Source organism: Mycobacterium zoologicum (assembly GCF_020181635.2).
GTDB classification, from domain to species: domain Bacteria; phylum Actinomycetota; class Actinomycetes; order Mycobacteriales; family Mycobacteriaceae; genus Mycobacterium; species Mycobacterium zoologicum.
Genome location: NZ_JAYJJS010000028.1, coordinates 39,929 through 64,150, shown reverse-complemented (window position 1 = coordinate 64,150; position 24,222 = coordinate 39,929). Strand labels below are relative to the sequence as shown.

The 24,222-nt window shown below is 68.4% G+C and carries 26 protein-coding genes; 7 read left to right on the top strand and 19 right to left on the bottom strand.

The window, feature by feature from the left end; genetic code table 11:
- Nucleotides 1–51 precede the first annotated feature (51 nt).
- Nucleotides 52–924 (bottom strand): dihydrodipicolinate synthase family protein, encoded by an 873-nt coding sequence (locus K6T84_RS19330; RefSeq protein ID WP_224860784.1) that lies wholly within the window; start codon nucleotides 922–924, stop codon nucleotides 52–54.
- Entirely contained in the window at nucleotides 925–1,716 is a 792-nt protein-coding gene (locus K6T84_RS19325) for an aldolase (RefSeq protein WP_224860786.1), read from the bottom strand.
- Between the two features lie 44 nt (nucleotides 1,717–1,760).
- Between K6T84_RS19325 and K6T84_RS19320 the strand changes: the two genes are divergently transcribed.
- Nucleotides 1,761–2,294 carry a helix-turn-helix domain-containing protein gene (locus K6T84_RS19320; protein ID WP_224860788.1) on the top strand — a complete coding sequence of 178 codons (534 nt, stop codon included), beginning with the start codon at nucleotides 1,761–1,763 and terminating at the stop codon, nucleotides 2,292–2,294.
- Nucleotides 2,291–2,632 carry a gamma-glutamylcyclotransferase family protein gene (locus K6T84_RS19315; RefSeq protein WP_224860789.1) on the top strand — a complete coding sequence of 114 codons (342 nt, stop codon included), beginning with the start codon at nucleotides 2,291–2,293 and terminating at the stop codon, nucleotides 2,630–2,632. The genes K6T84_RS19320 and K6T84_RS19315 overlap by 4 nt, the downstream gene beginning before the upstream one ends.
- 1 nt (nucleotide 2,633) lies before the next feature.
- On the opposite strand, the gene K6T84_RS19310 is transcribed toward K6T84_RS19315, so the two are convergent.
- The 3 genes from K6T84_RS19310 to K6T84_RS19300 form a co-directional block, all read right to left on the bottom strand.
- Nucleotides 2,634–3,164: an Rv2576c family protein gene (locus K6T84_RS19310; RefSeq protein ID WP_224860791.1), complete on the bottom strand. Its 531-nt coding sequence runs from the start codon at nucleotides 3,162–3,164 to the stop codon at nucleotides 2,634–2,636.
- A 67-nt stretch (nucleotides 3,165–3,231) separates the two neighbouring features.
- Complete coding sequence (gene hisS, locus K6T84_RS19305) at nucleotides 3,232–4,494, bottom strand: histidine--tRNA ligase (RefSeq protein ID WP_224860793.1); 1,263 nt, start codon at nucleotides 4,492–4,494, stop codon at nucleotides 3,232–3,234.
- Nucleotides 4,491–5,168, bottom strand: a complete 678-nt coding sequence (locus K6T84_RS19300; protein ID WP_225400230.1) for an MBL fold metallo-hydrolase — start codon at nucleotides 5,166–5,168, stop codon at nucleotides 4,491–4,493. The genes hisS and K6T84_RS19300 overlap by 4 nt, the downstream gene beginning before the upstream one ends.
- A 111-nt stretch (nucleotides 5,169–5,279) precedes the next feature.
- Here K6T84_RS19300 and K6T84_RS19295 point away from each other — a divergent pair, with 111 nt between their 5' ends.
- Together K6T84_RS19295 and K6T84_RS19290 are read left to right on the top strand one after the other, a co-directional pair.
- On the top strand, nucleotides 5,280–6,170 hold the full coding sequence (locus tag K6T84_RS19295) for a peptidylprolyl isomerase (protein ID WP_225400231.1): 891 nt from the start codon (nucleotides 5,280–5,282) through the stop codon (nucleotides 6,168–6,170).
- A 3-nt stretch (nucleotides 6,171–6,173) separates the two neighbouring features.
- Nucleotides 6,174–7,763, top strand: a complete 1,590-nt coding sequence (locus K6T84_RS19290; protein ID WP_225400232.1) for an FMN-binding glutamate synthase family protein — start codon at nucleotides 6,174–6,176, stop codon at nucleotides 7,761–7,763.
- A 10-nt stretch (nucleotides 7,764–7,773) separates the two neighbouring features.
- Here the strand turns inward: K6T84_RS19290 and K6T84_RS19285 are convergent, their stop codons facing one another.
- The 6 genes from K6T84_RS19285 to yajC all read right to left on the bottom strand — a co-directional run bounded on the left by K6T84_RS19285 (nucleotide 7,774) and on the right by yajC (nucleotide 16,110).
- Nucleotides 7,774–10,131, bottom strand: a complete 2,358-nt coding sequence (locus K6T84_RS19285; RefSeq protein WP_224860801.1) for a RelA/SpoT family protein — start codon at nucleotides 10,129–10,131, stop codon at nucleotides 7,774–7,776.
- Nucleotides 10,132–10,152: 21 nt separating this feature from the next.
- The gene (locus K6T84_RS19280) at nucleotides 10,153–10,698 is read right to left on the bottom strand and encodes an adenine phosphoribosyltransferase (RefSeq protein ID WP_225400233.1); all 546 of its coding nucleotides are present in this window, start codon (nucleotides 10,696–10,698) and stop codon (nucleotides 10,153–10,155) included.
- On the bottom strand, nucleotides 10,695–12,347 hold the full coding sequence (locus tag K6T84_RS19275; RefSeq protein ID WP_225400234.1) for an ABC transporter substrate-binding protein: 1,653 nt from the start codon (nucleotides 12,345–12,347) through the stop codon (nucleotides 10,695–10,697). The genes K6T84_RS19280 and K6T84_RS19275 overlap by 4 nt, the downstream gene beginning before the upstream one ends.
- 6 nt (nucleotides 12,348–12,353) lie before the next feature.
- Complete coding sequence (secF, locus tag K6T84_RS19270) at nucleotides 12,354–13,655, bottom strand: protein translocase subunit SecF (protein WP_225400235.1); 1,302 nt, start codon at nucleotides 13,653–13,655, stop codon at nucleotides 12,354–12,356.
- A 4-nt stretch (nucleotides 13,656–13,659) separates the two neighbouring features.
- Nucleotides 13,660–15,678: a protein translocase subunit SecD gene (gene secD / locus K6T84_RS19265; protein ID WP_224860809.1), complete on the bottom strand. Its 2,019-nt coding sequence runs from the start codon at nucleotides 15,676–15,678 to the stop codon at nucleotides 13,660–13,662.
- A 123-nt stretch (nucleotides 15,679–15,801) separates the two neighbouring features.
- Nucleotides 15,802–16,110, bottom strand: a complete 309-nt coding sequence (yajC, locus tag K6T84_RS19260) for a preprotein translocase subunit YajC (RefSeq protein WP_224860811.1) — start codon at nucleotides 16,108–16,110, stop codon at nucleotides 15,802–15,804.
- On the opposite strand from yajC, the gene K6T84_RS19255 reads away from it, so the two are divergent.
- The 3 genes from K6T84_RS19255 to gabT are packed head-to-tail and all read left to right on the top strand — an operon-like array spanning nucleotide 16,109 to nucleotide 17,915.
- Entirely contained in the window at nucleotides 16,109–16,249 is a 141-nt protein-coding gene (locus K6T84_RS19255; RefSeq protein ID WP_329786715.1) for a hypothetical protein, read from the top strand. The two genes, yajC and K6T84_RS19255, sit on opposite strands and share 2 nt — an antisense overlap.
- Entirely contained in the window at nucleotides 16,246–16,566 is a 321-nt protein-coding gene (locus tag K6T84_RS19250; protein ID WP_224860813.1) for a hypothetical protein, read from the top strand. The genes K6T84_RS19255 and K6T84_RS19250 overlap by 4 nt, the downstream gene beginning before the upstream one ends.
- Nucleotides 16,567–16,571: 5 nt before the next feature.
- A complete protein-coding gene (gene gabT / locus K6T84_RS19245) occupies nucleotides 16,572–17,915 on the top strand; it encodes a 4-aminobutyrate--2-oxoglutarate transaminase (RefSeq protein WP_224860815.1) in 1,344 nt (447 codons plus the stop codon).
- A gap of 5 nt (nucleotides 17,916–17,920) precedes the next feature.
- On the opposite strand, the gene ruvB is transcribed toward gabT, so the two are convergent.
- From ruvB to pdxS, 8 genes are all read right to left on the bottom strand, one after another.
- Nucleotides 17,921–18,946, bottom strand: a complete 1,026-nt coding sequence (ruvB, locus tag K6T84_RS19240) for a Holliday junction branch migration DNA helicase RuvB (protein WP_224865820.1) — start codon at nucleotides 18,944–18,946, stop codon at nucleotides 17,921–17,923.
- Between the two features lie 23 nt (nucleotides 18,947–18,969).
- Nucleotides 18,970–19,560: a Holliday junction branch migration protein RuvA gene (gene ruvA, locus K6T84_RS19235; RefSeq protein WP_225400236.1), complete on the bottom strand. Its 591-nt coding sequence runs from the start codon at nucleotides 19,558–19,560 to the stop codon at nucleotides 18,970–18,972.
- On the bottom strand, nucleotides 19,557–20,114 hold the full coding sequence (gene ruvC / locus K6T84_RS19230; protein WP_224860819.1) for a crossover junction endodeoxyribonuclease RuvC: 558 nt from the start codon (nucleotides 20,112–20,114) through the stop codon (nucleotides 19,557–19,559). Before ruvC ends, ruvA begins: the two co-directional genes overlap by 4 nt.
- A gap of 99 nt (nucleotides 20,115–20,213) precedes the next feature.
- Nucleotides 20,214–21,023 (bottom strand): sulfotransferase family protein, encoded by an 810-nt coding sequence (locus tag K6T84_RS19225; RefSeq protein ID WP_224860821.1) that lies wholly within the window; start codon nucleotides 21,021–21,023, stop codon nucleotides 20,214–20,216.
- A 12-nt stretch (nucleotides 21,024–21,035) separates the two neighbouring features.
- Nucleotides 21,036–21,791, bottom strand: coding sequence for a YebC/PmpR family DNA-binding transcriptional regulator (locus tag K6T84_RS19220; protein WP_224860823.1), 756 nt, complete (start codon nucleotides 21,789–21,791; stop codon nucleotides 21,036–21,038).
- A gap of 55 nt (nucleotides 21,792–21,846) precedes the next feature.
- Complete coding sequence (gene pdxT / locus K6T84_RS19215; protein ID WP_224860825.1) at nucleotides 21,847–22,440, bottom strand: pyridoxal 5'-phosphate synthase glutaminase subunit PdxT; 594 nt, start codon at nucleotides 22,438–22,440, stop codon at nucleotides 21,847–21,849.
- A complete protein-coding gene (gene tesB, locus K6T84_RS19210; protein ID WP_224860827.1) occupies nucleotides 22,437–23,276 on the bottom strand; it encodes an acyl-CoA thioesterase II in 840 nt (279 codons plus the stop codon). The genes pdxT and tesB overlap by 4 nt, the downstream gene beginning before the upstream one ends.
- Nucleotides 23,277–23,285: 9 nt before the next feature.
- A complete protein-coding gene (pdxS, locus tag K6T84_RS19205) occupies nucleotides 23,286–24,203 on the bottom strand; it encodes a pyridoxal 5'-phosphate synthase lyase subunit PdxS (protein WP_224860836.1) in 918 nt (305 codons plus the stop codon).
- Nucleotides 24,204–24,222: the final 19 nt, after the last annotated feature.

The window sequence follows — 24,222 nt, the reverse complement described above, 5'->3', positions numbered from 1 at the left end:
TGTCGGCAACCCACGTTCACATGTGAGTGAGGCCCCAGCCCCCCATACCGTCTAGAGCGACAACAACCGGCGCAGCTCGGCCCGTCCGGCCTCGTCCAGCGGTAACAATGGCCGGCGTGGTTCTCCGGCCGGCACCCCGAGCAACTCCAGCCCGGCCTTGACGGTGGTGGCCAACCCGCCCGCCACGATGAACTCCAGCAGCGGCTTCAAGTCGTCGTAGAGCACCTGTGCGGTGTTCAGCTCACCGGTGGTGACCGCGGAATAGAGGTCCAGACAGGGCTGCGCGCGCAGATTGGGCGCCGCGGTGCACCAGCCGGCGGCCCCGGCGCGCAGCGCGTCGAGCACCAGCGGGTTGCTGCCGTTGAAGAACGGCAGACGCCCGTCGGACAACTTGGCGATCCGCAGCATCCGGGTCAGATCCCCGGTCGACTCCTTGACCATGGTGACGTGCTCGATGTTCTCGAACATGCCGACCAGCAGCTCGGGACTCATGTCCACCCCGGACGTCGCCGGGTTGTTGTAGGCGACGATGTCGACGTCGACGGCGTCGGAGACGGCGGAAAAGTGGGTGGTGATCTCGCGCTCGGAGAGCTTCCAGTAGGACACCGGCGCGACCATCACCGCGTCGGCGCCGGCCTGCGCGGCATAGCGAGCCCGGCGCACGGTGCGCGCGGTGGTCAGGTCCGACACCCCGACCAGCACCGGCAGCCGGCCGGCGACCGCGGCGATCGAGGCGTCGACGCAGGTGTCGAACTCGTCTTCGGTGAGGTAGGCGAGTTCGCCGGTGCTGCCCAGCGGGGCGACGGCGTGCACCCCGGCTGCGACGAGCCGCTCGATGACGGTGGTCAGGGCCGCGGTGTCGATCCCGCCGTCATTCAAAGGCGTCACCGGGTAGCCGATGACGCCGTACAACTGTGCTGCCACTTATGACTCCTTGGTTAGTGCGTCGGGGTGGTTCACCAACGCGCGGCGGGCGTAGTAGGCGAAGTTGGCCTGGCTGCGGTTGGGCAGCAGGGTCCAGTCGTGGGCCTCGCGGGCCAGCTTCTCCGGGAGCGCCTTGATGGTGCCGGCGGCCATGGCGGCCAGTTGCAGTGCGGCGGCGCGCTCGATCAGCACAGCCAGCGAGCACGCCTCCTCCACGCTGGCGCCGGCCACGATCTGACCGTGGTGTGCCAGCAGGATCGCCTTCTTGTCGCCGATGGCCGCCGAGATCATCTCGCCCTCTTCGTTTCCGACCGGAACCCCCGGCCACAGCGGCAGGAAGGCGCAGTCGTCGTAGAGCGGCGTGGTGTCCATGTGCGAGACGACCAGCGGGGTCTCCAGCATGGACAGTGCGGCGACGTGAAACGGGTGGGTGTGCACGATGCACTGCACATCGGGGCGGGCCCGATAGATCCAGCTGTGGAATCGGTTGGCGGGGTTGGCCATCCCCTCGCCCTCAATGACATTGAGGTCTTCGTCGACGAGCAACAGGTTGTCCTCGGTGATCTCGTCGAAGCCCAGGCCGAGCCGCTGGGTGTAGTAGGTGCCCGGCGCCTCGGCGCGGGCGGTGATCTGGCCGGCCAGGCCCGAGTCGTGGCCGCGGTCGGACAGGGCCCGGCAGGTCAGCGCCAGTTTCTGACGGGTGGACCACGCGGTTTCGATGAAGTTCTCCGCGAAGTGTTGCTCCGCGCGCTGCATCAGGTCGGATTTGGAATCGTCGAAGGTTTCGGCCATGACAACATGGTATTCGTTATGACACCTTGTGTCATCATGGTGTGATGACGGAACTGCTGCGTGCCGTCCGCAAGCAGCGAGGGCTCACCCTTGAAGGCCTTGCGGAGCGGACCGGGCTGACCAAGAGCTATCTGTCCAAGGTCGAACGCAGTCGCAGCACGCCGTCCATCGCGGTGGCCATCAAGGTGGCGCAGGCCCTCGACGTCGATGTGGCGCAACTGTTCTCCGAACGCGGCGACGAGGACAAGATCACGGTGGACCGGGCCGCGGACCGCAGCGCCGACCGACAGCGCTACCGGGCGATGGCCGCGAGCATGTTGGGAAAGTCGATGTCCCCGTTCGTGGTTCGCCCCACCGAGCGCATCAACCGAGGCACCCATCCCCTGCATGGCGGTCAGGAATTCGTATTCGTGCACACCGGGACCGTGGAACTGGAATACGGCGACGTCACCTGGACCCTTGCTGCCGGCGACAGTGCCTACTTCGACGCCTCGATCAGCCATCGCATCCGCGCGGTGGGCTCTGAGCCTGCCGAGGTGGTCGTCGTCGCAGGCGGCGAACCCGGTGGCGCGCGGTGAGCACCGAGTTGCTGTTCTCCTACGGCACCCTGCAGCTGGCCGGGGTGCAGCGCAGTACCTTCGGGCGGCTGCTCGACGGCCGCCCCGACGCGATCGTCGGTTTCGACCTGGATTACGTGACGATCACCGATCCACACGTGGTGGCCGTCAGCGGCAGCGACCGTCATCCGATCCTGCTCCCGTCTACGGCGCCCGACGCCTGCGTCCCCGGCACGGTGTTCGCGATCAGCCCCGCCGAGCTGGCGGCCGCCGACGACTACGAAGTCGACGCCTACCGGCGGATGTCGGTGCCGCTGCGCTCCGGCGCGCGAGCCTGGGTGTACGTGTTCGCCGGCTGAGTCACCAGGGGCGGGTCGAGCAGCTCACGCCGCTGCCACCCTGCTGGGACACCACCACCTCGCCGTCGACGGCGATCTCGCAGTGGAACTCGGGGTTGATCCGCAGGCCCCCGCTGGCGGTGACCAGCGCCCACTGGCCGGGGTCGGCCAGCGTGGTGGTGTACACCAGCGGCTGTCCCCCGCTGATCGGGGCGTGCACGGTCTCCAGGTACTCCGCGGCGTTGGCGTTGTAGGCCGCCATGCTCGGCGGGTCGGCCTTGATGTAGGAGATGTTGCCGGTCAGGTCGCTGGTGGCGGTGATGGTGTAGGTGACCTCGTGGCCGCCGGTCGGACTCTTCTTCGGGGTCTCTTTCGCGGTCTCCTCCGGAGTCTCCTTCGGGGTTTCCGGTGCCGATTCGGTCGCGCTCGGCGCCGGGGACTCCGCGGTGGGCTCCGGGTCCGCGATCGATGTGGCGTGGCTGGCCACAACTCCGGCGACCGCCAGCGCCAGCGCCGCCCCGAACCTGACTGTCACGTTTCGCATCGTCGTCATACCGAGCCACGCTACCGGAGGCCGCCGAGTGTCGGATTTTGTCAGGTGGTCTGTGCACGACCGTGCATCACGACGGCATGCGGCGCGCGACCTCACCGACAACGTCGTCGAAAGCGACGTCGACCTGCTCCCCGGTAGCCAGATTCTTGATCCCGACGGTGCCGGCCTCGACGTCGCGGTCACCGGCGACCAGGGCAAGCACCGCGCCGGAACGGTCCGCGGCACGCATCGCGCCCTTCATCCCGCGATCCCCGTAGGCGAGGTCCACCCGCACCCCGGCGGCCCGCAACTGCCCGGCCAGCACCGCCAGCCGCAGCTTGGCGGCCTCACCGAGCGGGACGCCGAACACGTCGCAGCGGGTGGTCGCGCCCACCGTCTTGCCCTCGGCGGCCAGCGCCAACAGGGTGCGGTCCACCCCGAGCCCGAACCCGATCCCGGACAGGTCCTGCCCGCCCAGCTGGCGCATCAGGCCGTCGTAGCGGCCGCCGCCGCCGATGCCCGACTGTGCACCCAGCCCGTCGTGCACGAACTCGAAGGTGGTCTTGGTGTAGTAGTCCAGCCCGCGCACCATCCGCGGGTTGATCACGTACGGCACGCCCAGGGCGTCCAGGTGTGCCAGCACGGTGTCGAAATGCGCCTTGGCCGCATCGGAGAGGTGATCGAGCATCAGCGGCGCGTCGGCGGTCAGCGCCTTGACCGCCGGGCGTTTGTCGTCGAGGACCCGCAGCGGGTTGATCTCGGCGCGGCGCCGGGTCTCGGAGTCCAGGTCGAGTCCGAACAGGAACTGCTGCAACAGCTCTCGATACGCCGGTCTGCAGGTGTCGTCACCCAGGGAGGTGATCTCCAGCCGGAATCCGTCCAGCCCCAGCGAGCGGAAACCGGCGTCGGCCACGGCGATCACCTCGGCGTCCAGCGCCGGGTCGTCGACTCCGATGGCTTCCACACCGACCTGCTGCAGCTGCCGGTACCGGCCGGCCTGCGGGCGCTCATAGCGGAAGAACGGCCCCGAGTAGCAGAGCTTGGCCGGCAGCTGGCCCCGGTCCAGGCCGTGCTCGATCACCGCGCGCATCACCCCGGCGGTGCCCTCGGGCCGCAGCGTCACCGAGCGGTCACCGCGGTCGGCGAAGGTGTACATCTCCTTGGAGACCACGTCGGTGGACTCGCCCACCCCGCGGGCGAACAAGGCGGTGTCCTCGAAGATCGGCAGCTCGATGTCGCCGTAGCCGGCACGGCGGGCAGCGGCCAGCAGCGTGTCGCGGACCGCGACGAAGGCCGCCGACGCCGGCGGTGCATAGTCCGGCACCCCTTTGGGTGCGGCAAAGGTACTCACGCACTCAGACCTTCCAGGAACGGGTTGTTGCGGCGCTCGGCGCCGATGGTGGTCTTCGGACCGTGGCCGGGCAGCACCACGGTGGCGTCGTCCAGGCTCAGCAGCTTGCCGACGATCGAGTTCATCAGGTCGCGGCCGCTGCCGCCGGGCAGGTCGGTGCGGCCGACCGAGTTCTGGAACAGGGTGTCCCCGCTGAACACCACCTCTTTCGCATCGCCTTCCACCCGGAACACCACCGAGCCTCTGGTGTGCCCGGGGGTGTGGTCGACGGTGACGGTGGTGTCGCCCAGGCCGATCTTGTCCCCGTCGCGGTCGAGCTCGATCAGCTGCTTGGGTTCGGCGAACATGAGCTTGCTCAGCGTCCCGAACAGCGCCTGGCCGGGCATGGTGGCAAACGACCGCAGCGGGTCGGTGAGCATGAACCGGTCGGCGGGATGGATGTAGGTGGGGCAGCCGTAGGTGTCGGAGACCTTCTGCGCCGACCAGATGTGGTCGATGTGGCCGTGGGTGAGCAGCACCGCCGACGGCGTGAGCCGGTTCTCGTCCAGCACGCGACGCAGCTGGGTCATCGCCCGCTGGCCGGGATCGACGACGATCGCGTCCGCGCCCTGCCGCGGCGCCAGCACGTAGCAGTTACACGCCAGCATTCCGGCGGCGAATCCGGTGACCAACACATCGACCAGTTTCCCATTGCACGCCGCGACGGCGGGGACGCGGGCGGCGTGGGTGGGCTCTGGCAGACTTGGGACCCGATTCGCCCAGCAAGCCAGGGAGGTAGACCCGCGGTGTCCACGAACTCAGAACGGCGCGCCAACGCCAAGCGCAAGCTGGACCAGCAGATGGAGCAGCGGGCTGCGGCGGCGCGCAAGCAACGCCTGGTGCTGGTGATCGCCGGTGCGGTGGTGGCGGTGGCGCTGATCGTCGGCGTGGTGTTCACGGTGCTGCACGACAGCGGCTCCAGCAACATCAACGCCGGTAAGCCGGACACCTCGCAGAGCTCGGCGGCCGGCGACGCCCCCAAGAAGCCGGCCGGGATAGCCGGTGAGCTGCCGAAGTTCACCGCGTCGCCCACCCTGGGCTCCAACTGCCAGTACCCGGCCTCGCGGCAGCCGGCGAGCAAGAAGGTCGAGCCGCCCCGCTCCGGGAAGGTGCCCACCGAGCCGGCCGAGGTCAGCGTGTCGATGCTGACCGATCAGGGTCCCATCGGGTTGATCCTGGACAACGCCCAATCCCCTTGCACCGTCAACAGTTTCATCAGCCTGGGCAACAAGGACTACTTCAACGACACCCAGTGCCACCGCTTGACCACGTCACCGTCGCTGAGCGTGCTGCAGTGCGGCGACCCGACCGGCGACGGCACCGGCGGCCCCGGCTACCAGTTCGCCAACGAATACCCCACCGACCAATACGCCGCCGACGATCTGGGCTCCCAGCAGCCGGTGACCTACCCGCGCGGCACGCTGGCGATGGCCAACGCCGGGCCCGGCACCAACGGCAGCCAGTTCTTCCTGGTGTACCAGGACTCGATGCTGCCGCCGCAGTACACGGTGTTCGGCACCATCCAGAAGGACGGCCTGGCCACCCTGGACAAGATCGCCGAGGCAGGCGTCAAGGGCGGTGGCAGCGACGGCGCGCCGGTAACCAAGGTGACGATCAAGTCGGTTCGCTCCGACTAGCGCATGTACCGGTTCATCGCAATCGCTGCCCTCGGCGTGGTCGCCATGTGCGCCGGGGCCGGCGCCATCGCCGATCACCCGACCTGGTGGTGGCTTGCCGTGCCGGCGGCGCTGGTGTTCGCGCTCGGGATCTACGACCTGATCCAGACCCGGCACTCGGTGCTGCGCAACTATCCGGTGCTGGGTCACCTGCGGTTCCTGATGGAGGATCTGCGCCCGGAACTGCAGCAGTACTTCATCGAGCGAAACTTCGACGGGCGCCCCTACGATCGGTCTCGCCGCACGATCATCTACGAGCGCGCCAAGGGCACCCACTCCGAGCAGGCGTTCGGCACCGAACGTGACATCGACTCGGTCGGCTATGAGCATCTCGCGCAGTCGATCGCACCGGCCCCGGTGCCCGACACCCCGCCTCGGGTGCTGGTGGGCGGTCCGGACTGCAAGCAGCCGTATTCGATGGCGCTGCTGAATGTTTCAGCGATGAGCTTCGGGGCGCTGTCCAGCAATGCGATCCTGGCCCTGAACAAGGGGGCCGCGCTGGGCGGTTTCGCCCACGACACCGGTGAGGGCGGCCTGACCCCGTATCACACCGAGCACGGGGGTGATCTGGTGTGGGAGATCGGCTCGGGATACTTCGGGGCCCGCTCCGCCGACGGTCGTTTCGACTCCGCGCAGTTCGCCGACAAGGCAGCGCATCCCAACGTCAAATGCGTGTCACTGAAACTGAGTCAGGGTGCCAAACCCGGTCTGGGCGGCGTGCTCCCGGCCGCCAAGGTCAGCGAGGAGATCGCCCGCTACCGCGGTGTTCCCGCACATCAGAAGTGCGTCAGCCCCGCCGCCCACTCGGCCTTCTCCACCCCCCGGGAGTTGATCCGGTTCATCGCCGAGATGCGTGAACTGGCCGGCGGCAAGCCCACCGGATTCAAACTGTGTGTCGGCACCCGCACCGACGTGCTGGCGATCTGCAAGGCGATGGTCGATGAGGGAACCGCGCCCGACTTCATCGTCGTCGACGGTGCCGAAGGCGGAACAGCCGCGGCACCACTGGAATACGAGGACCACGTCGGCATGCCGCTCACCGACGGCCTGATGACCGTTCACAACGTCCTGGTCGGGATGGGTCTGCGCGACAAGATCAGACTGGGCGCCAGTGGCAAGGTCGCCGGAGCCACCGACGTCGTCAAACGCCTGATCCAGGGTGCGGACTACACCAATTCGGCGCGGGCGATGATGATGGCGATCGGCTGCATCCAGGCGCAGCGCTGCCACACCAACACCTGCCCCACCGGCGTGGCCACCCAGGATCCGCGGCGGGCCCGCGCCCTCAACGTCTCCGACAAGAGCGTGCGGGTGCAGCGCTATCAGGCCGCCACAGTTCACCAGGCGATGCAGATGATCGCCTCGCTGGGCGCCCACCGGCCCGAGCAGCTCAACCCGCACATGCTGCGCAAGCGGGTCTCACCGTCGATCGTGCGGACCTACGCCGAGATCTACGAATGGCTGCGGCCGGGCCAACTGCTGGCCGAACGTCCCGACTCCTGGGAAGCCGACTGGGCGTTCGCCGACCCGGACAGCTTCACACCGGCCCACTGAGCTCACCGGCTCAGGCAGCCGACGTCACCCGGTAGACGTCGTAGACACCCTCGACGTTGCGAACCACATTCAGCAGGTGGCCCAGGTGTTTCGGGTCGCCCATCTCGAAGGTGAAACGGCTGATCGCCACCCGGTCGCGCGACGTGGTGACCGACGCCGACAGGATGTTGACCTTCTCGTCGGCGAGCACCTTGGTGACGTCCGAGAGCAGCCGGTGCCGGTCGAGGGCCTCGACCTGGATGGCCACCAGGAACACCGACGACGGCGACGGCGCCCACTTGACCTCGATGATCCGCTCGGCGTGGTCCCGCAGTGAGTCGGCGTTGGTGCAGTCGGTCCGGTGCACGCTCACCCCGCCACCGCGGGTGACGAAACCCATGATCTTGTCGCCCGGAACCGGGGTGCAGCACTTGGCCAGCTTGGTCAGCACCCCCGTCGCGCCGGGTACCGCGACGCCGACGTCATCGGTGTGCCGTTCGCGGCGCGGGATGGTCAGCGGTGTGGAGCGCTCGGCCAAGTCCTCCTCGGCCTGGTCCACCCCGCCGAGCTGCGCCACCAGCCGCTGCACGGCGTGGTGCGCGGAGATGTGGTTCTCACCGACCGCGGTGTAGAGCGCCGAGACGTCGGTGTAGTGCAGTTCACGGGCGACGGCCGCCATCGACTCACCGTTGACCAGGCGCTGCAGCGGCAGCCCCACCCGGCGCACCTCGCGGGCGATGGCGTCCTTGCCCGACTCCAGTGCCTCCTCGCGGCGCTCCTTGGCGAACCACTGCCGGATCTTGGCCTTGGCCCGCGGCGACACCACGAACTGAGACCAGTCCCGTGACGGCCCGGCGTTCTGGGCCTTGGAGGTGAAAACCTCCACCACTTCCCCGTTTTCGAGCTTGCGCTCCAACGCGACCAGCCGGCCGTTGACCCGGGCACCGATACAGCGGTGTCCGACCTCGGTATGCACCGCGTAGGCGAAGTCGACCGGCGTCGAACCGGTAGGCAGGGTGATCACATCGCCCTTGGGGGTGAACACGAAGATCTCTTTGACCGCCAGGTCATAGCGCAGGGATTCGAGGAACTCCCCCGGGTCGGCGGCCTCCCGCTGCCAGTCCAGCAGCTGACGCATCCAGGCCATGTCGTCGATCTCGGTGGGGGTGCCCGACTGCGGAACGCCGTTGCGGCCCTTGGACTCTTTGTAACGCCAGTGCGCGGCGATGCCGTATTCGGCGGTACGGTGCATCTCGCGGGTGCGGATCTGTATCTCCAGCGGCTTGCCCTCCGGACCGATCACCGTGGTGTGCAGCGACTGGTAGACCCCGTAACGCGGTTGGGCGATGTAGTCCTTGAACCGGCCGGCCATCGGCTGCCACAGTGAGTGCACCACGCCGACCGCGGCGTAGCAGTCCCGGATCTCATCGCACAGGATCCGCAGCCCCACCAGGTCGTAGATGTCGTCGAAGTCGCGGCCCCGCACGATCATCTTCTGGTAGATCGACCAATAGTGCTTGGGCCGGCCCTCGACAGTCGCGGTGATCTTCGACTTCGCCAGCGTGTTGACGATCTCGGCGCGCACCTTGGCCAGGTAGGTGTCCCGCGACGGTGCACGGTCGGCCACCAACCGGACGATCTCCTCGTACTTCTTCGGGTGCAGGATCGCAAACGACAGATCCTCGAGCTCCCACTTGACGGTGGCCATACCCAGCCGATGCGCCAGCGGCGCAATGACTTCCAGCGTCTCCTGGGCTTTGCGCGCCTGCTTCTCCGGCGCCAGGAATCGGATGGTGCGCATGTTGTGCAGCCGGTCGGCGACCTTGATCACCAGCACCCGTGGGTCACGCGCCATGGCGATGACCATCTTGCGGATGGTCTCGGCCTCGGCCGCGGTGCCCAGCACCACCTTGTCCAGCTTGGTCACCCCGTCGACCAGGTGGGCGACCTCGTCACCGAACTCGGCGCCCAGCCCCTCCAGGGTGTAGCCGGTGTCCTCGACTGTGTCGTGCAACAGCGCGGCCACCAGCGTGATGGTGTCCATGCCCAACTCCGCCAGGATGGTTGCGACGGCCACCGGGTGGGTGATGTAAGGGTCGCCGGAGTGCCGCAGCTGGCTGGCGTGCCGCTGTTCGGCGACCTCGTAGGCACGTTGCAGCAGCGCCAGGTTCGCCTTCGGGTAGAACTCCCGGTGCACCGCGACCAACGGCTCCAGTACCGGGCTGAACGCACCGCGCTGGGCGGTGATCCGGCGCGCGATGCGGGCCCGGACCCGCCGCGAGGCGCTGGTGGGAACCTTCAGCAGGTCGGTACGCTCGGTGGGCGAGTCCTGAGCAACCCCCTCTTCGACGGCCTCGTCGAAGCTCTCCTCAAGACCCACGTCGTTCACCTCCGACCACGAGAATATCGGCTAAACGACGCGCAGGCTGTGCACCGGCAGCGGAGCCACCGCGTCGCGCCCGTCCAGCACACCCAGCTCGAGCACCACGGCCGCCGCGACCACCTCGGCTCCCGCCCTGCGCAGCAGCCGCAGCGTCGCCGCCAGGGTGCCGCCGGTGGCCAGCACGTCGTCGACGATCACCACCCGGCGACCGGTCAGCGTCAGGCCGTCGGCCGGGATCTCCAGCACGGCGTGGCCGTACTCGAGCTGGTAGGTCTCCGAGAACACCGGCGGCGGCAGCTTTCCGCCCTTGCGGACCGCCAGCGCGCCCAACCCGAGCCGGTCGGCGACCCCTCCGGCCAGCAGAAATCCGCGTGCGTCGATCCCGGCGACCAGGTCTGCGCCGTCGGCAACGGCGGCCAGCGCGTCGATCACCGCGGCCAGGCCGGCGGCGTCGGCGAACACCGGCGTCAGGTCTTTGAACGCGACGCCGGGAACCGGGAAGTCCGCGACCTCGCGGGTCAGCGCCGCGACGACATCGGCAACGGTGCCGTCAGCCGGGCCGGCCGGCTTCACTGCTGCAGCTCCCAGCGGTCCATGTTCCAGCCCGCCCCCCACCGGGTGGGGTTGGCGACCACGCCGTAGGTCTTCTTCGACCACAGCAGGGTGCGCTGCTGGCGGAACAGCGGCAGCGTCGGCATATCGGCCCACAGCACCGGTCCACTCTCCTCCAGCAGCCGGACCTGTTCGGTCGGGTCGGCGGTGATCGCCAGCGCGGAGATGATTCCGTCGATCTGGTCGTTGTGATAGCCCGACAGGTTGTTGCCGTTGCCGCTGAACAATTCGTAGGCGTCCATCACCGACGAGCCGGTCGACCCACTGCCCGTGGAGCCGCCGGTGCTGGCCAGCAGTACATCGATCTGGCCCTCCCGCAGTGCCTGCGGTCCGATGGCGTCGGACGCCACCTCGTTGACGGTGACACCCGCCGGGGCGCACGAGCTGCTGATCGCGCCCACCACCGCGGCCAGTCGGGTGTTGGGTCCGCGGTAGCCGATGCGCACGGTCAGGGGTTTGCCGGACAGCGCCTCACTGGCGGCCTTCGGGTCGGCGTGCGCGAACTGGGCGGTCTCGGGCACGTTCTCGGCCTGGTCGAACGCGTCGTCGATGGCGGTGTTGAGCCGCGAATTGACCAGTGGGACACCCGCATCGGCGGCGATCACGTCACGAGGAGTGCACAGCGCCACCGCCCGGCGCGCGGAAGTCTCCGACAGTGGTCCCGACGGGGCGAAGATCAGCTGCTCGATGCCACCCGACGGCGTGTTGCTGCTCTGGTAGTCGTCCGGGGTGATCAGCGACCCGGCCGAGCCGGTCGCGACGTCGACGACGTCGACCGCCCGCTTGCTGACCCGGTCGGCGACGTCGGCGCTCTGCGGCCAGACGATGACCCGCTTGGTGACCGGTTTGGCGCCCCACCACTTCTCGTTGGCCACCAGCACCACGGCGCCCCCATCGAGCACCGAGTCGATCTTGTAGGGCCCCGACGACGGGAAGTGGTTCAGGTCGGAGGATCGGTCGAGCTGCCAGGTGGTGTTCCAGGCCTCGGCGATCTTGGCCTTGCCCTCATCGGCGGGTCCGGGCGGGGCCAGCAGCACCTCGGTGGTGTTGAGCCCGAGTTTCTCGCCGATGATGTGCGACGGCATCATCGACGTCGCGGTGAACAGGTCGTCGTAGTCCACGATGGCGCGGTCGGGAAAGAACGACACCCGGGCCTTCTTCTCACCGGGCCGGCATTCGATGTGGTCGATGTCCAGATAGCCCGCCCGGCTGGCGGCGTCGAACCCCGGGAAACGCCCCGACTGCGCCGCCCAGGCCAGCACCAGATCGTCACAGGTGACCGGCTTGTCGTCGGAATACACCGCAGCGTCGTTGATCTGGTAGTCCAGCACCAGCGGGGCGCGACCCACCACCGAGACGGCGCCGAAGTCGCGATCGGTGAGGATCTGCCCGTCCGGACCGTGATAGCCGAAACCGGTCAACGTGCGTGAGAACGCTTGCGGCGCAGCCGAAGCCGCACCGGCCACCGACGTGGTGTTGTAGGTGTGCAGGCTGCCGTCGACGCTGTAGTCGATCTGGTCGACGGCGGCACTGGTGCATGCCGACAAAGACCCGGCTGCGGTGACGATCGCCACCACCAGGGCCGCAGCGTGCCGACCGCGGGCCGCCATCGCCGGTTACCCGCCGGCGCCCGGCTTGCCGGTCGGACGCTGGGTGCGCCGGCTGGTGGGACGTACCGGCTTGGCACCCGGCGCCGGCGCGGAAGGCGCGGCAGCGGTGCTCACCGCCGAGGCCTCTTCGTCATCGCCGCTGTCGACGTCGATGTCCGTGTCGTAGTCAGCCGCGGCGGCCGGCATGGACTTGGAGCCCGACGTCGGCTTGCGCCGCCGCATCACCCGTCGGTTGTGGTTCTGCACCAGCTCGGTACGCTCCCGCAGCGTGACCAGCAGCGGCGTGGCCAGATAGATCGACGAGTAGGTGCCGACGACCACACCGACGAGCTGCACCAGCGCAAGGTCCTGCAGTGTTCCCACGCCCAGCAGCCATACCGCGACCACCATCAGCGACATGATCGGCAGCGCCGAGATCAGGCTGGTGTTGATCGACCGCATGAAGGTCTGGTTGACCGCCAGGTTGGCTTCCTCGGCATAGGTGCGCTTGGTGCGGTGTTCGAAGCCGTGGGTGTTCTCCTCGACCTTGTCGAACACGATCACGGTGTCGTAGATGGAGAAGCCGAGGATCGTGAGCAGGCCGATCACGGTGGCCGGCGTCACCTCGAACCCGACCAGCGAATAGATACCGGCGGTGACCGCGACATCGAACACCATCGAGACCATCGCCGCGATGGTCATGTACCACTCGTAACGCACGGTGATGTAGAACGCCGCCAGCAACAGGAACACCACCAGTGCGATGACTGCCTTCTCGGTGATCTGCCCGCCCCAGGTCTCCGACACCGCGGAGTCGCTGATCGCCTGCTTGCTGGGCTGGCCGTCGGGCCCGTTGGGCGCGAACTTGTCGAACAGCGCGTCCCGCAGCTTTTCGGTCTGGTCGTTGGTCAGCGTTTCAGCCCGGATCTGCACCGTCGCCGACGTGCCGTTGCCGACCACCACCACCGATTCGGGGCTGTTTCCGATGGTGTCGCGGAAGACCTCTTCGACCTGGCTGACGTTGGTGTCACCGCGCGGGAACGACACCTTCGTGCCGCCGGCGAAGTCGATGCCGAAGGTGAAGCCGCGGACCAGGATGCTGATGATGGCGATCGCGACCATGGCGCCACTGATCGCGTACCACATCCGGCGCTTGCCGATGACCTCGAAGGCGCCGGTTCCGGTGTAGAGCCGCGACAGGAAGCCGTGCTTGGGGGCAGGCGCAGGCGCTTTGGGCCTGCGGGGTTTCTGGGCCGACGCGGCGCTGCTCTCGGTGAGTTCGACCGCCGTCGTCTCGCTCTTGTCACCCTTGGTGCTCGGTTTGGCCATCTGGCTATCCCCGTCCCGTCGACTGGGCGGTCACCCGCGCGCTCGCTTTGGCCCCGGCCCGGCCGCCGGCCTTCGCCACCGCACGCCGCTCGCGCGCGACCTGCTGGACGGCGCCGAGGCCGTTGTAGGCCGGCTTGGCAAGTGTCGGGGACTTCGACGCCAGATACACCAGCGGCCAGGTCACCAGGAACACCACGACGAGGTCGAGGATGGTGGTCAGGCCCAGCGTGAACGCGAAGCCCTTCACCTGGCCGACCGCCAGGAAGTACAGCACCGCAGCGGCCAGGAACGTCACGGCGTTACCGGACACGATGGTCTTGCGGGCCCGAGCCCATCCGCGCGGAACCGCCGAGCGGAACGAACGGCCTTCCCGGATCTCGTCTTTGATGCGTTCGAAGAACACCACGAAGGAGTCTGCGGTGGTGCCGATACCGATGATCAGACCGGCGATACCGGCCAGGTCGAGGGTGTAGTTGATGTAGCGGCCCAACAGCACCAGGATCGCGTAGACCATGGCGCCGGCGACCACCAGTGACAGCGCGGTGAGCACGCCCAGCACCCGGTAGTACAGCAACGAGTAGACCAGCACCAGCGCCAGGCCGATCGCGCCGGCGATCAGGCCCGCCCGCAGCGACGTCATTCCCAGTGTGGCCGAGACGGTTTCGGCTTCCGACGCCTCGAACGACAACGGCAGCGACCCGTACTTCAAGACGTTGGCCAGCTGACGCGCCTGGTCTTGCGTGAATCCCGGTGAGCCACCGGTGATCTGGGTGTTGCCGCCGGGGATGGCTTCCTGGATCTGCGGCGCGCTGACCACCTGCGAGTCCAACGTGAATGCCGTCTGGGTACCGATGTGGGCGGCGGTGAACTCCGCCCAGGTGTCGGCGGCGGCGCTCTTGAACTTCACCTGGACGATGTTGGCGCCGCTGCGCTGATCCATACCCGAACTCGCGTCGGCGATCTGGTCACCGCTGATGATCGAGGGTGCCAGCAGGTAGGCCGTCTGGTGGTCCTGCGAGCAGGTGACCAGCGGCAGGTCCGGGTCGTCGTTGCCGGCCAGGACGTCTTCGAAGTCGGCCTTGGCGCAGCGGCTGGCCATGCTCTTCATGGCCACGCCCTGCATCAGGATGTTGTCGCTCTGGCGCAGCTGCTTCTCCGCGGCGATCCGAGCCGCCAGGCCGATCTCGCGGGGGTGGCCGTGCTGACCAGGCATGCCGGGCAGACCGGGAAGTGCCGGGCTGACTGGTGTCTGGCCGGCGGGGTGCTGCCCGACCGGGTTCTGCGGCTCGCTCGGTGCGGGCGTGGTCGCGGTCTCGGTGCCGCCCTCATCGCCGGGGCTCTCCGAGGTGGTGCCCGGTGTCGGGGTCGGGTCCCGCGGGAACGGCCGGGGCTGCGCCGGAGCCGTCGCGGGCTGCTGCACGCCGTTGCCGCCGAGCGCACCCTCGCCGCCGAGACCGCCGCCGGCACCGCCCGCGCCGAACCCACCGGGCAGACCGCCCTGATCGGACTGGCCGCCGGTGACCGGTGAGCCGGGCTGACCCGGTACCGCGCCGGGAACACCGGGAACACCGGGCGGCAGGCCGGGACCACCGGGACCGCCCGGAAGTCTGGGCGCCATGCCGGCGCTGCGCAGCGCCTCCTCCACCGAGATACCCAGGGTCACCGGACGGATGTAGAGCCGGGCCGTCTGTCCCAGACTGCGAGCCTCATTGCCGTCACTGCCGGGAACGGTGATGACCAGGTTGTTGCCGTCGATGATCACCTCGGACCCGGACACCCCGAGGCCGTTGACGCGCGAACTGATGATCTGCTGCGCCTGGTTGAGCGCGTCGCGGGTGGGCGCCGAACCGTCCGGCGTGCGCGCGGTGAGTGTCACGCGGGTGCCGCCCTGCAGGTCGATACCCAGCTTGGGTTCGGCCAGCTTGTCTCCGGTCAGGAATACCAGCAGGTAGACACCGATGAGCATTGCCAGGAAAACCGCCAGACTGCGGGCAGGGTGCACCGGCGCCGAAGGCGATGCCACGTTGTTGATTCTCCTTCGCTCAATGCGCGATGCGGCGCCGATCAGTTCGACTGCATCCGCAAAAGGGTACGTGTCGCGCCCACCGGTGTGACCGTTGGGCGGCGGGTTCGGCGCGTCGAACGGTTACGCGCCCTCGGCGGCCTGTTCGATCACAGCCTCGGCGGTGAAGTCGTCAGCCTCGATTTTGTCCCGAATCGCCAGCTTCATCCAGGTAGTCACCACACCGGGCGAGATCTCCAGCTCGACGTTGTCGTCGGTGATACCGGTGATCGTGGCCTCCATCCCGGAGGTGGTGTGGACCCGGTCGCCGATCTGCAGGGACTCATGCAGGTCGATGGTGGCTTGCATCGCGCGGCGCTGCCGACGCGAGGCGAAGAACATGAACGCGCCCATCACGATGAGCAGCGGCAAGAAGGCAACCATTTGGTTCATGACAGCATTCGATCTTTCAGTTGGTTCGGATCTGGAGTTCAGCATCGGCCCGCAAAGGGATGCGGTGTGCCGCCGCGATGGCTCCAGTGTGCCATTGTGGGGCACGACCGAATTTCTTGAGGGAAGGTTGGACCCATGAGAAACCTTGCACGCGGTCTGGCGGCCGCCGTCGCCCTGGCGGCAGCTCCCCTGGCGGTGGGAACTATCGCGTTGCCCGCCGTCGGGTCTGCGGAACCGCTGAACTGCCCGGGCGGCCAGTACTGGGAGCCCAGCACCAACAGCTGCATGCCGCTGGGCCAGGGACCGACACCCCTGGACTGCCCGGGCGGTGCCTACTGGGAGCCCAGCACCAACAGTTGCATGCCGCTGGGCCAGGGACCGACACCGCTGAGCTGCCCGCCCGGCGAATGGTGGAACCCCTTCGGCAACGCCTGCCGGCCACTCGGCCAGCTGTAGATCAGGTGCTGCCGCTACCGCAGAGCCGTCACCTGGCCACCGAGATTCCGGGGCCGGGTTCGCTGCGGCTGGCGCAGCGGCGGGCGGCTGCCATACCGCGCGGGGTCTCCAGCACCTTGGCGGTCTACGCCGCACGCGCCGACGGCGGGATCGTCGAGGACGTCGACGGCAACCGGCTGATCGACCTGGGCTCGGGGATCGCGGTCACCACCGTCGGCGCCGCTGCACCCCGCGTGGTGGAGGCGGTGCGCGATCAGGTCGGCGCGTTCACCCACACCTGCTTCATGGTCACCCCCTACGAGGGGTATGTGGCGGTGGCCGAGGAGCTCAACCGACTCACCCCGGGCAGCCACGAGAAGCGCTCAGTGCTGTTGAACTCCGGCGCCGAGGCCTTGGAGAACGCAGTCAAGATCGCCCGGTCCTACACCCGCAAGACCGCGGTGGTGGCGTTCGACCACGGCTACCACGGCCGCACCAACCTGACGATGGCGCTGACGGCCAAGTCGATGCCCTACAAGAGCGGGTTCGGGCCGTTCGCGCCGGACGTCTACCGCGCCCCGGCTTCCTATCCCTACCGCGACGGTCTGTTCGACAAGGATCTGGCCGCCGACGGAGACCTGGCCGCCGCCCGCACCATCGGCGTCATCGAGAGCCAGATCGGCGCCCACAACCTGGCCGCGCTGGTCATCGAACCGATCCAGGGCGAAGGCGGCTTCATCGTTCCGGCCCCGGGCTTTCTGCCGGCACTGGCGGCCTGGTGCCGCGACAACAACGTGGTGTTCATCGCCGACGAGGTGCAGACCGGCTTCGCGCGCACCGGGGCGATGTTCGCCTGCGAGCACGAGGGCGGTCTGGTCCCCGACCTGATCTGCACCGCCAAGGGCATCGGTGGCGGGCTGCCGCTGGCAGCGGTCACCGGACGAGCCGAGATCATGGACGCCCCGCATGTCAGCGGATTGGGCGGGACGTTCGGCGGCAACCCGGTGGCGTGCGCCGCCGCACTCGGGGCCCTGGCCACCGTCGAGGCCGACGACCTGATGGGCCGGGCCCGCCAGATCGAGCGGCTGATGCTGCAGAGGCTGGGCCTGGCGCAGGCCGACGACGAACGGATCGGCGACGTTCGCGGTCGCGGCGCGATGATCGCCGTCGAGCTGGTTCAGCCGGGAACCTGCGAACCGGATCGAGCACTGACCAAGGCGCTGGCGACGGCGTGCCACCGGGCCGGCGTGATCGTGTTGACCTGCGGAACCTACGGCAACGTGGTGCGACTGCTGCCGCCGCTGACCATCAGCGACGAGCTGCTCGAAGAAGGTCTGGACGTGCTGATCGGCGAGCTGGGGAAGCTCTAGCGGGCTCAGTCGGTCTCGAAGAGCCCCTGTTGCCCCAGCCTGCCCGCCCCGACCGGCGGCACCATGCCCAGATGAGTCCAGGCCGCCGGCGTGGCGACCCGGCCGCGCGGCGTCCGGGCGATCATCCCGGCGCGCACCAGGAACGGCTCGCAGACCTCCTCGACTGTGGTGGCCTCCTCACCCACTGCCACCGCCAGAGTGGACACCCCCACCGGTCCCCCGCCGAAGCTGCGGGTCAGTGCCGAGAGCACCGCCCGGTCCAGTCGGTCCAGGCCGAGTTCGTCGACGTCGTAGACGGCCAGCGCGGCCTTGGCCACGTCGCGGGTGATCACCCCGTCGGCACGCACCTCGGCGTAGTCACGCACCCGGCGCAACAGCCGGTTGGCGATCCGCGGCGTGCCGCGGGAGCGCCGCGCCACCTCAGCGGCGGCCTCGGACCCGAGCTCGATGCCGAGGATCCTCGCCGAGCGCGCCAGCACCCGCTCCAACTCCGGCGGCTCGTAGAAGTCCATGTGCGCGGTGAACCCGAACCGGTCGCGCAGTGGGCCGGTGAGCGCACCGGACCGGGTGGTCGCACCGACCAGGGTGAACGGCGCCACCTCCAGCGGAATCGATGTCGCCCCAGGGCCTTTGCCGACGACGACGTCGACGCGGAAGTCCTCCATGGCCAGGTACAGCATCTCCTCGGCCGGCCGGGCGATGCGGTGGATCTCATCGATGAACAGCACGTCGTGCTCGACCAGGTTGCTCAGCATCGCCGCCAGGTCACCGGCCCGTTCCAGAGCTGGGCCCGACGTGACCCGCAGCGAGCTGCCAAGCTCACCGGCGATGATCATCGCCAGCGATGTCTTGCCCAGCCCGGGCGGGCCGGACAGCAGGATGTGATCCGGTGTGCCACCACGATTCTTGGCGCCCTCGAGCACCAACTGCAGCTGCTCGCGGACCCGGGGCTGGCCGATGAACTCAGCCAGGCTGCGCGGGCGCAGTCCGGCGTCGACGTCCCCTTCGCCGACGGTCAGCGCCGGGGACATCTCCCGAGCGTCGTCGGGCTCACTCACTTGGTCTTCCCCAGCCGGCTCAGCGCGGTCCGCAGGGCTGCGGGGGTGCTGATCTCCGGGTCATCGGCGAGCACCTTGTCGGTGGCCTCCTCAGCCTGCTTGGCGGCAAAGCCAAGCCCCACAAGCGCTTCGATCACCGGTGCGCGCACGCCATGAGCACTGAACGCGAGTCCGTCGGACGCCGGGGCGGCACCGATCTTGTCGCGCAACTCCAGCACCAGCCGCTCGGCGCCGCGCTTGCCGATCCCGGGAACCCGGGTCAGCGCGGTGACATCGGAATCGGCGAGTACCCGGCGCAGTGCGGTGGCGTCGTAGACGGCCAGTGCGGCCAGGGCGATCTTGGGCCCGATGCCCGACACCCCGATCAGGGTCAGGAACAGGTCGCGTGCGTCGCCGTCGGGAAAGCCGTACAGCGTCATCGAATCCTCGCGCACGATCATCGCGGTGATCAGACGGGATTCGGTTCCCCGGCGCAGCGTCGACAACGTCGACGGAGTGGCCATCACCTTGTAGCCGACCCCGGCCGCCTCGACGACCGCGTGGTCCAGGGCTATGTCGATGACCTCGCCACGCACCGAGGCGATCATGCCCGGGCCGCCTTGAGTTTGGCGGCATACCGGCGCTTGTGTTCGGCGGCCAGCGCCTCGGCGGCGGCCATCCGGGCGATCATCGGGGCTCGCCAGCAGTGGCAGATCGCCAACGCCAGCGCGTCCGCCGCGTCGGCAGGTGTCGGCTTCTGTTGCAGGCCAAGGATTCTGGTGATCATGGCCGTCACCTGCGCTTTATCCGCGGCGCCGTTACCGGTGACCGCGGCCTTGACCTCACTGGGTGTGTGGAAGTGCACCTCGATACCGCGGCGGGCGGCCGCCAGTGCGATCACTCCGCCGGCCTGGGCGGTGCCCATCACGGTGGAGACGTTCTGCTGGGCGAACACCCGCTCAACGGCGACGACGTCGGGCCGGTGGGTGTCGAACCAGTGCTCGGCGGTATCGCTGATCGTCAGCAGCCGCTGCGGCAGCGGCTGATCGGCGGGTGTGCGCACCACGTCGACGTCCAGCGCGGTGACCTGGCGGCCCTGCCCGCCCTCGACCACCGACAGCCCGCAGCGGGTCAGCCCGGGGTCGACACCCATCACCCGCACCGCGCGCTCCCTACCGTTGTGAACATCTGTTCGAACAGTAGCGGGTCGGGCTGACACCGGCACGCACGACACGCGGCGGTTCGCCCGGGTAAATCCGGACTAGACGACCCTCAGGCCCTCGGGCACGGTTTCGGGATTGCGCCAGAACGCGTCGTTGACGAAGCGATTGAACAGGTCCGGCGGCAGAATCGTCTCCCGCGAGCGGGACCCGATCTTCCTGTGCACGGTGTGTAGTCCAGGCGTCCCGGCGCGTTCGTCGAACTCGGTGACATCGTAGTCGATGTCATCGAAGGTGTGCTCGAAGGCCGGCTCGCCGATGAAGTCATAGACCGCCCGCATGGTGCGTTCCGGGTCGGTGGTCAGGGTCTCGTACTGCACCACCAGCAGCCGGTCGCGCTGCGCACCGAAGCAGGCCTGTTTGAGCATGTCGTAGGGCGCGCCGACCAGCCCGTCCTGGGCCACGATCCCGTTGGCGCGGGTGTAGACGGTGCCGCCGGGGTTGAAGCCGAAGATCGACGACGGGGTGAAGACGTTGCGCTGGATCAGTCGCTCGATGCTGTCGACCACCCACTGCACGTCGCGCACACAGGCGATCACCTTGGCGTCCGGGAACAGTCGTGAGACCGCGGGCATCCAGCCGCACCACGCCCGGTTGGTGTCGAAGATGACCTCGGCGGGATTGTCGGCGTAGAAGCTGTCGAACAGCCCGTGCAGAACCCGCTCCCGCTTGGCGTCGTCGATGAACACCGAGAACTCGTTGCGAGCGCTCATCTCACCCAGCAGGGCGCCGAACAGCCCCGCCAACGGCCCTGACATACCGGCGTGACAACGCGGATTCTGGCGCAGCAGTGCGGCCAGCAGCGTCGAGCCCGAGCGGGGCAACCCCGAGATGAAATGGATCGCCGGCACCAGTACTGTCCGCTACTCGGCTTCGAGTGCGGCCAGCACCTCGTCGGACAGGTCGACGTTGGTCCACACGTTCTGCACGTCGTCACTGTCTTCGAGGGCCTCGACCAGCTTGAACACCTTGCGGGCCCCCTCGACGTCAACCGGGACGCTGACCGACGGCTGAAAGCTCGCCTCGGCCGAGTCGTAGTCGATGCCGGCCTCGACCAGCGCGCTGCGCACCGCCACCAGGTCCCCCGGCTCGGAGATGACCTCGAAGCTCTCGCCCAGGTCGTTGACGTCCTCGGCGCCGGCATCGAGGACCGCCACCAGCACGTCGTCCTCGGTCAGCCCGTTCTTGTCCAGGGTGACCGTGCCCTTGCGGCTGAACAGGTAGGCGACCGAACCGGGGTCGGCCATCTGGCCGCCGTTGCGGGTCATCGCCACCCGCACCTCGCTGGCGGCGCGGTTGCGGTTGTCGGTCAGACACTCGATGAGCACCGCCACACCGTTGGGCCCGTAGCCCTCGTAGGTGATGTTCTGGTAGTCCGCCCCACCGGCTTCCTCACCGGCGCCGCGCTTGCGGGCCCGCTCGATGTTGTCGTTGGGCACCGAGTTCTTCTTAGCCTTCTGAATGGCGTCGTAGAGCGTCGGGTTACCCGACGGGTCGCCGCCGCCGACCCGGGCCGCGACCTCGATGTTCTTGATCAACCGAGCGAAGTTCTTGCCCCGGCGGGCGTCGATGACGGCCTTCTTGTGCTTCGTGGTGGCCCACTTGGAATGGCCGCTCATGCACTACCTCTTCTTCTCGCTCGCAAAGTCAGGCTGATCAGTCTACGCGGGCACGTCAGGCCCACCCGGCTACGACGTCGACGAAGAGCCGGTGGACGCGCCGATCACCGGTCACCTCCGGATGAAACGAGGTGGCCAGCACAGCGCCCTGACGCACCGCGACCGGGTGGCCAGCGGCCTCGGCCAAAACCTGCACGCCGGGTCCGATCCGTTCCACCCACGGCGCCCGGATGAACACCGCATGCACCGGTTCGTCCAGGCCGTCGAAGTCCACGTCGCCTTCAAAGGAATCGACCTGGCGTCCGAAAGCGTTGCGCCGCACGGTCATATCGATACCGCAGAGCGGGATGGCGGCACGCCCAGGCGCCCCGGCGTCGACGATCTCGGTGGCCAGCAGGATCATTCCCGCGCACGATCCGTAGGCCGGCATGCCGCCGGCCAGCCGGGCCCGCAGTGGATCGGCCAGCTCCAGCTCGCGCAGCAGGTGACTGATCGTGGTCGACTCGCCGCCCGGGATCAGCAGCGCGTCGACGGCGTCGAGCTCGGTGCGGCGGCGTACCGGCACCGGTTCGGCGCCGGCGGCCGTCAGGGCGGTCAGATGTTCGCGGACGTCGCCCTGCAGTGCGAGCACCCCGATGCGGGGCGTCACGAAGCGCCAGTGTGCGGGAACCGGGTCAGGCCCTCCTGCATCACCGCGGCCACCATGTCTCCGGAGCGGTTGTAGATCTTGCCCTGACACAGCGCTCGCCCGGCGACCGCCGATGGCGACGACTCGTCGTAGAGCAGCCATTCGTCGGCGCGGAACGGCCGCAGGAACCACATCGCGTGGTCCAGCGACGACACCTCCAGGCGGTCGCGCTCTTCTTTCGGGTGAATCGCCCACGAGGTGCCCAGCAGGGTGAGGTCGCTCATGTAAGCCAGCGCGCAGATGTGCAGCACCGGGTCATCGGGCAGCGGATCGCGGTGCCGGAACCACACCTGCTGCTCGGCGACCTTGCCCGGCAGGTGCGGCAGTTGCGTACGCGGCACCCGGCGCAGGTCCCATTCCTCGAACTGTTTGAAGCCTTCGTCGTCAAAGGCGATCATGCTGCTGATCTCGGGGATGCTGTCCGGTTCGGGTGCACTCGGCATCGTGTTCTGGTGCTCGATACCGAGTTGGGGCACCTGAAAGGACGCCTGCATATGGAAGATCGACTTGCCGTGCTGTACCGCGCTGACCCGGCGGGTGCAGAACGAGCTGCCATCGCGAACCCGCTCAACCAGAAACACTGTGGGAGCCACCGGATCTCCGGGCCGCAGGAAGTACCCGTGCAGTGAGTGCACCTGGTAGCGGGGGTCCACGGTGCGCACCGCCGACACCAGCGATTGGCCGGCCACCCGGCCACCGAATGCGCGGTTGCGGATTCCGGGGGAATCGTTGACGACGGTACTGCGGAAGATGTCGTTCTCGAGTTGCTCGAGATCGAGGATCTCTTGGATCGCCACCGTGTACCGCTACCAGCCGCGTTCGGCCAGCCGGTGCGGCTGCGCGATGTCCTCGACGTTGATGCCGACCATGGCCTCGCCCAGGCCGCGGGACACCTTCGCCAGTACATCGGGGTCGTCGTAGAAGGTGGTGGCCTTGACGATGGCCGCCGCACGGGCCGCCGGGTCGCCGGACTTGAAGATCCCGGAGCCGACGAACACGCCTTCGGCGCCGAGCTGCATCATCATCGCCGCGTCGGCCGGGGTGGCGATGCCGCCGGCGGTGAACAACGTCACCGGCAGCTTGCCGGCCCGTGCCACCTCGGCGACCAGCTCGTAGGGCGCCTGCAATTCCTTTGCCGCAACGAACAATTCATCTTCCGACAGCGAGGTGAGCCGGCGGATCTCCCCGCCGATGGAACGCATGTGGGTAGTGGCGTTGGAGACGTCGCCGGTGCCGGCCTCGCCCTTGGAGCGGATCATGGCCGCACCCTCGGTGATACGGCGCAGCGCCTCACCGAGATTGGTGGCCCCGCACACGAACGGCACGGTGAAGCGCCACTTGTCGATGTGGTGGGTGTAGTCCGCGGGGGTGAGCACCTCGGACTCGTCGATGTAGTCCACCCCGAGGCTTTGGAGGATCTGCGCTTCGACGAAGTGGCCGATGCGGACCTTGGCCATCACCGGGATGGTGACCGCCGCGATGATGCCTTCGATCATGTCCGGATCGCTCATCCGCGACACCCCGCCCTGGGCGCGAATGTCGGCGGGCACCCGCTCGAGTGCCATCACCGCGACGGCGCCGGCGGCTTCGGCGATGCGGGCCTGCTCGGGGGTGACGACGTCCATGATGACGCCGCCCTTGAGCATCTCGGCCATGCCGCGCTTGACCCGTGCCGTGCCGGTCTGTCCGCCGGCTGCCGAGCCGTTCTGCGCCGCGCTGTCCACTGAATGCTTCTCCTTGCTG